The organism is Microcystis sp. LEGE 00066, assembly GCF_015207925.1.
In the GTDB taxonomy this organism is placed as follows: Bacteria; Cyanobacteriota; Cyanobacteriia; order Cyanobacteriales; family Microcystaceae; genus Microcystis; species Microcystis ichthyoblabe_A.
Genome location: NZ_JADEVX010000198.1, coordinates 1 through 7,163, shown reverse-complemented (window position 1 = coordinate 7,163; position 7,163 = coordinate 1). Strand labels below are relative to the sequence as shown.

The 7,163-nt window shown below is 39.4% G+C and carries 6 protein-coding genes and 2 pseudogenes; 3 read left to right on the top strand and 5 right to left on the bottom strand.

Going from position 1 to position 7,163, the window contains the following annotated elements:
- Positions 1–50: 50 nt before the first annotated feature.
- The 4 genes from IQ224_RS19885 to IQ224_RS19870 form a co-directional block, all read right to left on the bottom strand.
- Complete coding sequence (locus IQ224_RS19885; protein ID WP_194033399.1) at positions 51–743, bottom strand: M15 family metallopeptidase; 693 nt, start codon at positions 741–743, stop codon at positions 51–53.
- Positions 744–813: 70 nt separating this feature from the next.
- Entirely contained in the window at positions 814–2,415 is a 1,602-nt protein-coding gene (dndC, locus tag IQ224_RS19880; protein WP_002744349.1) for a DNA phosphorothioation system sulfurtransferase DndC, read from the bottom strand.
- A 158-nt stretch (positions 2,416–2,573) separates the two neighbouring features.
- Positions 2,574–3,809: a DNA sulfur modification protein DndB gene (locus tag IQ224_RS19875; RefSeq protein ID WP_194033398.1), complete on the bottom strand. Its 1,236-nt coding sequence runs from the start codon at positions 3,807–3,809 to the stop codon at positions 2,574–2,576.
- Between the two features lie 445 nt (positions 3,810–4,254).
- On the bottom strand, positions 4,255–4,551 hold the full coding sequence (locus tag IQ224_RS19870) for a hypothetical protein (protein WP_002744360.1): 297 nt from the start codon (positions 4,549–4,551) through the stop codon (positions 4,255–4,257).
- A 393-nt stretch (positions 4,552–4,944) separates the two neighbouring features.
- Here IQ224_RS19870 and IQ224_RS19865 point away from each other — a divergent pair.
- Together IQ224_RS19865 and IQ224_RS19860 are read left to right on the top strand one after the other, a co-directional pair.
- Positions 4,945–5,364 (top strand): annotated as a pseudogene (locus IQ224_RS19865) (XisH family protein).
- On the top strand, positions 5,349–5,651 hold the full coding sequence (locus IQ224_RS19860; protein ID WP_002734790.1) for an element excision factor XisI family protein: 303 nt from the start codon (positions 5,349–5,351) through the stop codon (positions 5,649–5,651). Before IQ224_RS19865 ends, IQ224_RS19860 begins: the two are co-directional and overlap by 16 nt.
- A gap of 377 nt (positions 5,652–6,028) precedes the next feature.
- On the opposite strand, the gene IQ224_RS19855 is transcribed toward IQ224_RS19860, so the two are convergent.
- A complete protein-coding gene (locus IQ224_RS19855) occupies positions 6,029–6,253 on the bottom strand; it encodes a DUF433 domain-containing protein (protein ID WP_002744367.1) in 225 nt (74 codons plus the stop codon).
- Between the two features lie 104 nt (positions 6,254–6,357).
- Here IQ224_RS19855 and IQ224_RS19850 point away from each other — a divergent pair.
- Positions 6,358–7,023: pseudogene (locus tag IQ224_RS19850) on the top strand (IS630-like element ISMae27 family transposase); the annotation flags it as partial.
- Positions 7,024–7,163: the final 140 nt, after the last annotated feature.

Below are 7,163 nucleotides of genomic sequence, written 5' to 3'. Positions count from 1 at the left end.
CCACACCCCACACCCTGTCCCCACAAAAAACTTTTTGCCGCAAACCCTACTTAATCCTCCACCCTGCCATAGATGGCGTAGGCTCGATCGAGCGACCAGGCCCACATCTGATCCCCTAGGGAAAAATGCCACCATTCCCCCTTATGTCGGCTAAATCCCGCCTCCTCCATCACTTTAGCCAATAAAACTCGTTTTTGATGATAACCCTGTTCTCGTGGGCTTTTTGCGGCGATATAATGATCGGGATGCGATCGCTCTCCGATCTCATCGATTTCTCCTCCCATGTCGATGGTTTGTCCCTTCTCATCCACTAGGGTAATATCGATCGCCGCTCCGGTACTATGGGGTGGCGGGGTGGCGGCATTATCGCTGGGAATTGCCCAAATAGTGTAAACTTCTGTTAAAATCGCTTGACTTTCTGCCTTCGATAGTTTCTCTTTGGCTAATCCTCTTGTGTCTAGGAGAGTCTGAAAAGTATAATCGACCATAAATTGTTGCACTTCGATCGGTCGATAGGCATCAAAAATCAAAATTTGCCACCCGGGTTGATAGACTTGCAGACGGTTTTGAGCGTCAATCAGGGCATTTAACACCCCCTGTTGCAAAAAATAGGGAGATTTACCCCGATAATTGGCCCCCAATTTCTCGTAAGCATGGGGAGAAGGGATAACAAATTTATCTGCGGGTATAGGTACTAGGGGTTCCCCACATTCACGAATCGGAATTTTTTGGTAGGGTTTCATCTTGTCGTCGAGAAATGGTAATTTTATTGATGGTCAACTCGATCGCCAGTTTACGGGTAAAATAAACCCGTTATTCCTCCTCCTCATCGGTTGTAGGGAATTTCATACTGGCCCAAGTTAACTGTTTTTGCGGGTCTTTTTCCGGTTCACTAAAACTCTCCTTGAGTTGTTCTTTCACCTGAGCAATATTGCCACTTTGAGCGGCATTCTTTAGATCATAGACATAACGGGCATTTTCGATCGCTTCCTCTTTACTACGAGAACTAGACTCAAAGCATTTTTCTAGGTCTTTGTAAATACCCTTGCGAGAGATTTTGAGAAAATATTGACGTTCTGTATCGATAAGTTTAGCCAATAATTCTAGGTGCATGGAATCCTCGGCACAGATATCCGCGAGGATATCCCATTCTTCACTCCCCAAAAGATTATTATCCGCTCCTGGTCGCGGATCTTGAAAAGTTTCTCCAGTCACTTGTTTATAAATCTTCGGTAATTGGTCATCAAATTCGTGCTTTTCTTCCCTCCAAATCCGGCGAATTTCGCTGAGTTCCTCCGTGGTAATTAGGGTAATATCTTTCATATCCTCTGGAGCATTAGTACGCACGCTCTCCTGAGCCTCTAATACCCTTCTCAGCCAATATTCCCGCCATTGTTTAGTATAAGGGCCGGGTATGGGTTCGATCGATATTTCTCCATTTAAGTTTCTTTCAAATAATTGTACTTTCCCAACAAGACGACGGAAATCACGTCTCTCTCTATCATCCAAAAGGTCTAATTCATTTCTGAGTTCTACGAGTGGTTGTAACCATTCCTTTTCTTGGTCATTCTGAACCATCATACTCAGAGATGTATCTTTATCTACCAAAGTACAAACCCAACAACCAAAACGGGAACTTCCACAGCTAGGACTGGAAGTATCTACCACTAGGGGACATTCATTATCCGCAGTTGCTCCTCGATACATTGCTAATAATTCTTTGTTATCTCCTCCCCAGGGATTTTCCCACTGCATCAAGTACATCCATACTTCATCAGTACGCCAATCTTCTATGGGACTATAAACGAGAGAATTGGGCATATTTGCATTAGGACTCAAACGATCACGAAGTCTTTTAGCTTCTAATTTTTCCATCACCTTAGCACGACGAGAGCTTTCTGTTTTGCGGATTCCCAAAACTAATATTGTTTCCCCACAATTTCTGATGACTTCACGAATAAAGTTATTAGAAGCGTTAATTTTCAGTCTTCCAGTACACCAACGAAATTTCAAACGGGGAGCAGGATAACCCTTACCTATTAATCCACTCCAAAAGCGATCTTCCACAGCAGGATAGAGTAAATGTGATTTAAATGGCATTCTGTGAGCTTCTGAAGCTTTTTCCAGCTTTTCCATTGACTTTCTAACCCATGCAGAGACAATGGGGTTTTCAACCATTGTGTCGGTGGTGATGACATGAATAGTTTTTTGTCGCTTCTCTAATGGTAAAGCAGCGATCGCATTCCAGATTAACTGTAAAACTGCTGAACTATCTTTTCCCCAAGAAACACCAATAATCCAAGGAATCTCATCTAAACAGTAGAGCTTTTGTACTTCTTGAGTCAGTAGTTTAATATCTTCTACGAACTCATCAATAGTACGATTCGGTAGTAGAGAGGTTTGGATTGCGGTCATTACATATATGCTTTTAAAGTTCTCCTCTCTATACTGTATGTCTAATTAGTAAAACCTATCAATAGTCACAGGAAAAGAGAGATAAAGCAAAACTGCTCGATCTCTGCTTGTAATTTCATAAGGTATATAAGACTGAATTGCTCTAAATCTACTCGAAACTAGATTAAAACTATCCCAGTTTTCTCTTGTACAGCATCTCTGGCGATTTTAAACGCTTTATCGACTGCTGTTGTCTGCGTAACTATCTTTTTAGCACCAGCATCATCAATCACGATACTATTTAGCCATAAAGCTGAGTCACGGGTATAATCCAAACCCGCAAGTGCTTTAATTAGAGCTTCTCGCTGTAAATCAGTGAATTCTTGTCCAAAAAAGATTAAATGTCCAATTCGACTAAGTACCTGAAACCCAACGGTATTAAAATCCACACGCTGTTGTCTGAGATCGTACAAGTTGAGATTGACCTTTTGAGATGCGGGTTGTAGCAAAAGTCGCCAAGTATCGTTATTTTTGGCGAATTCTGTGTAAAAAATCTTCAGTCTCTCTAACATCAGCAAAAATTCACTTTTGCTTTGACGAGAATGAGATTCTATAACTGGTTTTCGAGATGAACCAAAAAGAAATTCAGCGACACCGATTCTTAACTGACTCATAGTAAACATATATTTGGTGTCTTTTCCGATAGTACGAGAGATTTTATCAATCCGTCCATTGAAAATGACTAAATCTTTAGTAATTGTCCGAGTTAACTTAGCAAGAGGATCGGTAACGTCGAAAGCAGCCAATAAAGCAGGAGGGATAGGTTTATTTTTGGCACAATCGGCAAAATCTTGATGAATTTGATCCATATCTGCTTCTTGAACTACCAGCACAGTTACGCTGTCGTTACGCAAGTCAGGTTTTTCAGGTAAAACTTTTTCGATCGCTTTTAACCGATGTTGACCGTCAGTAACATAAAGTTCTACATCTATTGGCATAACAGCATAACCGAATTTGACTGGACCTGCACCATAGGTAAAAACTTTGATCGGTGTATTCGAGTTAAAGATGAATGGGGGCAAAATATACTGATCCGTATCTAGCAAATACTTTGCAATCTCGTTAACGTGCTGGGGAATAAGTGGTCTGTTCATGACTTCATCCGCATTAGACTTATTCTTTTTAGCTTCAGCACTCTGTAATTTTGCCAACTCAATCAGCAGACTACAAGGTAGAGAAAAAACCAGATGAGTTCTTCCCCCCTGTTCGTAAACATGACAAATAAAAACTCTCGCTCCTGATGTGGCCGAATCAGCGAAAGCTAAAGTCTGCGCTTCATCTTGTCTTTGACAGTGTACGAGGTCAGCACTGGAACGGTAGCCGTCGTCATTGACAGCCGATGTGATCTGAGTCATAATTAACTTTGAAAAAATGTCCAAAAACAATTAAGTACATACAAACGTCCGAGAAGTCCTACTGCAATAGGTACTTATCGGAATTTTTGTTTATGCACTGAATCTAGTTTAAAGAAAGCTTTTAGGCTTGTCAATGGCCTATCTAAAGTTAAAATACCGTTTTTGCAGTCAAGATATGGACTGATTTTGGTTTTTGCAGTCGAAAAGTAGATTAATAGGTAAAATTCAGTAGGGTATAGGTAAGATACTCAAAATAGCAATCACAAAAAGGTAGAATATATGTACTAAAAAAGCCAGCTTGTGGGGGAGTAGTTAACCTAAATTAGGACTTGCTGAATATCAGTGAAAGCCTTACCAGAAAAGGGTTTTGTTACTTTTTCAGCCAAAAAAGTGCCAGAAACAAACGTTGAGAAATCGATCGGAGGGACTCAAAACCCTGGCACTTTTATGAGCGAACGCCAGATAAAATTGAGAAACTAAGGGACGAAACTACCATTTTGCCAACTGTGTGGCTCCTAGATTCCCTCTGGGGAATTATACAGCAAACCCTAATTAAGTTTTCTTGATCGAGAAGAATATCACGATACTGGCCGGCAAGTTCTACATTACCTGAGCGTAATGGATGCACCAAAACTTCCGTCAGCGTCAACGTAGAGGTAACAGCTAACTCTTTTAACAAGCGAAGTTGCTCGTCTGGGGTGAGATTCTCAACTTGCCGGCGAACATCTTGATAGGTAGTCATGCTCTTTACTCCCTGTTTCTTCCATTAATCATGTCATATTGCCCACAGATCACGGCTCCAAAAAGTAAGGTAAAATGCCCCCATATTTGTCTATATCCGCTTGCACTCCCGTCCGTCGCTGTGCCTAGACGTTTTTAGCTTATTATCATTCAAATCGATCGCTGCAGCGGTAGGACTTGCATGAGGGAACACACCCTACCAGATCTGCACTGAGTTCCGTTGTTGCCTTGTTAGGATTAGGAGGATTAGGGTTAGTCTCTAGCCTGACCAAGCGAAAATAGAAATAGTAGGGTGAGCATTGCCCACCTTACCGCTTTTTCGGTCATAATAAATCCGAATTAGGGCGAACTGTAGTAGAATAGAAATCGAACCTCTTAAGCAGGGTTTATAAGGATGTCCAGACGAGACGATCTACATTTATGATTACGTCATACTTTAGAAAAAGAGGGTTAGAAAATCACTGATGATCCTTTAATTCTAACCTTAGAAAAAACCTTGCTTAAAGCTGATTTAGGAGCAGAAAAGTTTTTTGCTGCGGAAAAAGAAGAACGTAAAATTGCCGTAGAAATCAAAGACTTTGATACGCCTTCAGTTATCAGTGAATTAGAAAAAACAATAGGACAACTTCAATTATACCAATGGGCTTTAGATTCACAAGAACCTGAAAGAAAACTTTTTTTGGGCATTAGTCAAGCGGTTTATTTAAAACACTTCAAAGAAGCTATTTTCCAACTGGTTATTAAACGTAATAGAATCAATTTAATTATTTATAATCCTCAAAAGGAGATAATTTGCGAATGGATAACACAGTAAATTATGCCGATATTCTGACTCAAGTTATCAGAAAAGAGTCGGCGATGCAACCTCGATTACAAACCCTTAAAATTACCCCAGTTTGTGATCCAGAATCAGGCAACTTTTTAATAATTATGACTGGTTGGGAAAAAGAAGCGTGGATTAATACAATTTTATTTCACGCTCGTTTATTGAAAAATAAAATTGTCATTGAAGATGATAATCTTGAAGAAGGATTAACAACCACTTTAATTCAAGCTGGGATTCCCCCAGAAGATATTATTACTGGACTTTCCCTAGAGTAAGGCAGGCATTACCCACCTTAGCGATATCGCAATGAATGTTAGGAAAAATTATCTAAATGCTTCAATTCTATCTAAATAGACATTAACTAATTTATGTTCAATAACCAAAGCTTCAACTTCTGGCCAAATACGAGCTAAAAACTGATGAAATTCTCGTTTTCGTATATTGCCAAAACGGAGATGTACTACTTTAGGTGCAAAAAAAATTAAGCATTAGTTGATCGGAAAAGTCTGTATCTTTCGTAACAATAACCAGTTTTTTTATCCTTTGCATATTGCCAAATTTCCGTATCCCTTGGACTTATCCCTAAAAATGATCGGTAAAGATGGAGTGAAGAGGATTTTAGCTGGTAAATTTTCATCAAAGAAAAAACCATTCATGCAATTTTTTTGACTTCATAGTGATTCTCCATCAATCTTGCTGCAAATTGCATACAGGCATAAATATCTTCTCGATTCAGAGAAGGATATTCTTCAAGGAATTCTTCAATAGAATCCCCTGCTCCTAAAAATTCCATAACTGTTTGCACCGGAATTCGGGTTCCAGCGATAACAGGTCTTCCATTACAAATATCTGGATGGATATGGATACGACTTTCCATTAAGGTTTTGTTACCTCTTTGATGACCTTAAGTAAACTTATTATACCATTTTTCAAAAAGTATGTCATACTTGGTAAAGGTATAGTTTGTGTGGTAAAAAGGCAATGAGTGGAGTCCCTAATATTAATGTTGCTGAGTCAGTAGAAGACTTAAAATTCTTGTTGAAGCAACAAGTAACCTCTTTAAACTTTGCTAAAGTACAATCCCTGTATCTACTAAAAATTAAGGAGGTAGAAACGGTTCGTCATCTCGCCGTGTTAATAGGACGCTCAGAAAGAACTATTCATCGCTGGTTAAGTTGTTATCGAGAAGGAGGGATAGAAAATCTCTTGTCAGAACCAGAAAAACTGGGAAGACCCAAAAAGATTTCAGTGGAAGAAGCCGCTCTAATTCAGAATGAATTAAAAGACCCAGAAGGATTTCAAAGTTATAAAGAAATTCATTTTTGGGTATCAATTATTTTAGAAATACCTGCCAGTTATATAACTGTTTACCGTCTCGTAAGAAATGAATTACAAGCTAAATTAAAAGTGGCTCGACCTCAAAATTTAAAACAATTACCAGGAGAAGTAAAAATATTCCAAAATAATCTATCTGAACAGCTACAAGCTTTACTAGAAAAAGAATCTGAAAAAGTTAGTCAATATTTAAAAGTCCGCTTCTGGTGTCAAGATGAAAGTCGCTTCGGCTGTCATACCATTGTCAGAGATAAAATAACAATTAAAGGCATAAAGCCCCTTGGTAATTTTCAGTATAATTTTCAATATCTCGTAACCGTTTAGGGGGGGAACGAAATCTGGTAATCTAAGAGGCATGGATGAGAAGCACCTACTAGAGACGGCAGGAATTGACGCAGAGGATTGGGAAAAGACCCCAGCCAGTGTCAGACAGCTAGTGGTGCAGTTGGGGG

Bases quoted from the DNA above. Each gene is read 5' to 3' on its own strand.
- IQ224_RS19885 (WP_194033399.1), bottom strand. From the start codon at position 743: ATGAAACCCTACCAAAAAATTCCGATTCGTGAATGTGGGGAACCCCTA.
- dndC (WP_002744349.1), bottom strand. From the start codon at position 2,415: ATGACCGCAATCCAAACCTCTCTACTACCGAATCGTACTATTGATGAG.
- IQ224_RS19875 (WP_194033398.1), bottom strand. From the start codon at position 3,809: ATGACTCAGATCACATCGGCTGTCAATGACGACGGCTACCGTTCCAGT.
- IQ224_RS19870 (WP_002744360.1), bottom strand. From the start codon at position 4,551: ATGACTACCTATCAAGATGTTCGCCGGCAAGTTGAGAATCTCACCCCA.
- IQ224_RS19860 (WP_002734790.1), top strand. From the start codon at position 5,349: ATGGATAACACAGTAAATTATGCCGATATTCTGACTCAAGTTATCAGA.
- IQ224_RS19855 (WP_002744367.1), bottom strand. From the start codon at position 6,253: ATGGAAAGTCGTATCCATATCCATCCAGATATTTGTAATGGAAGACCT.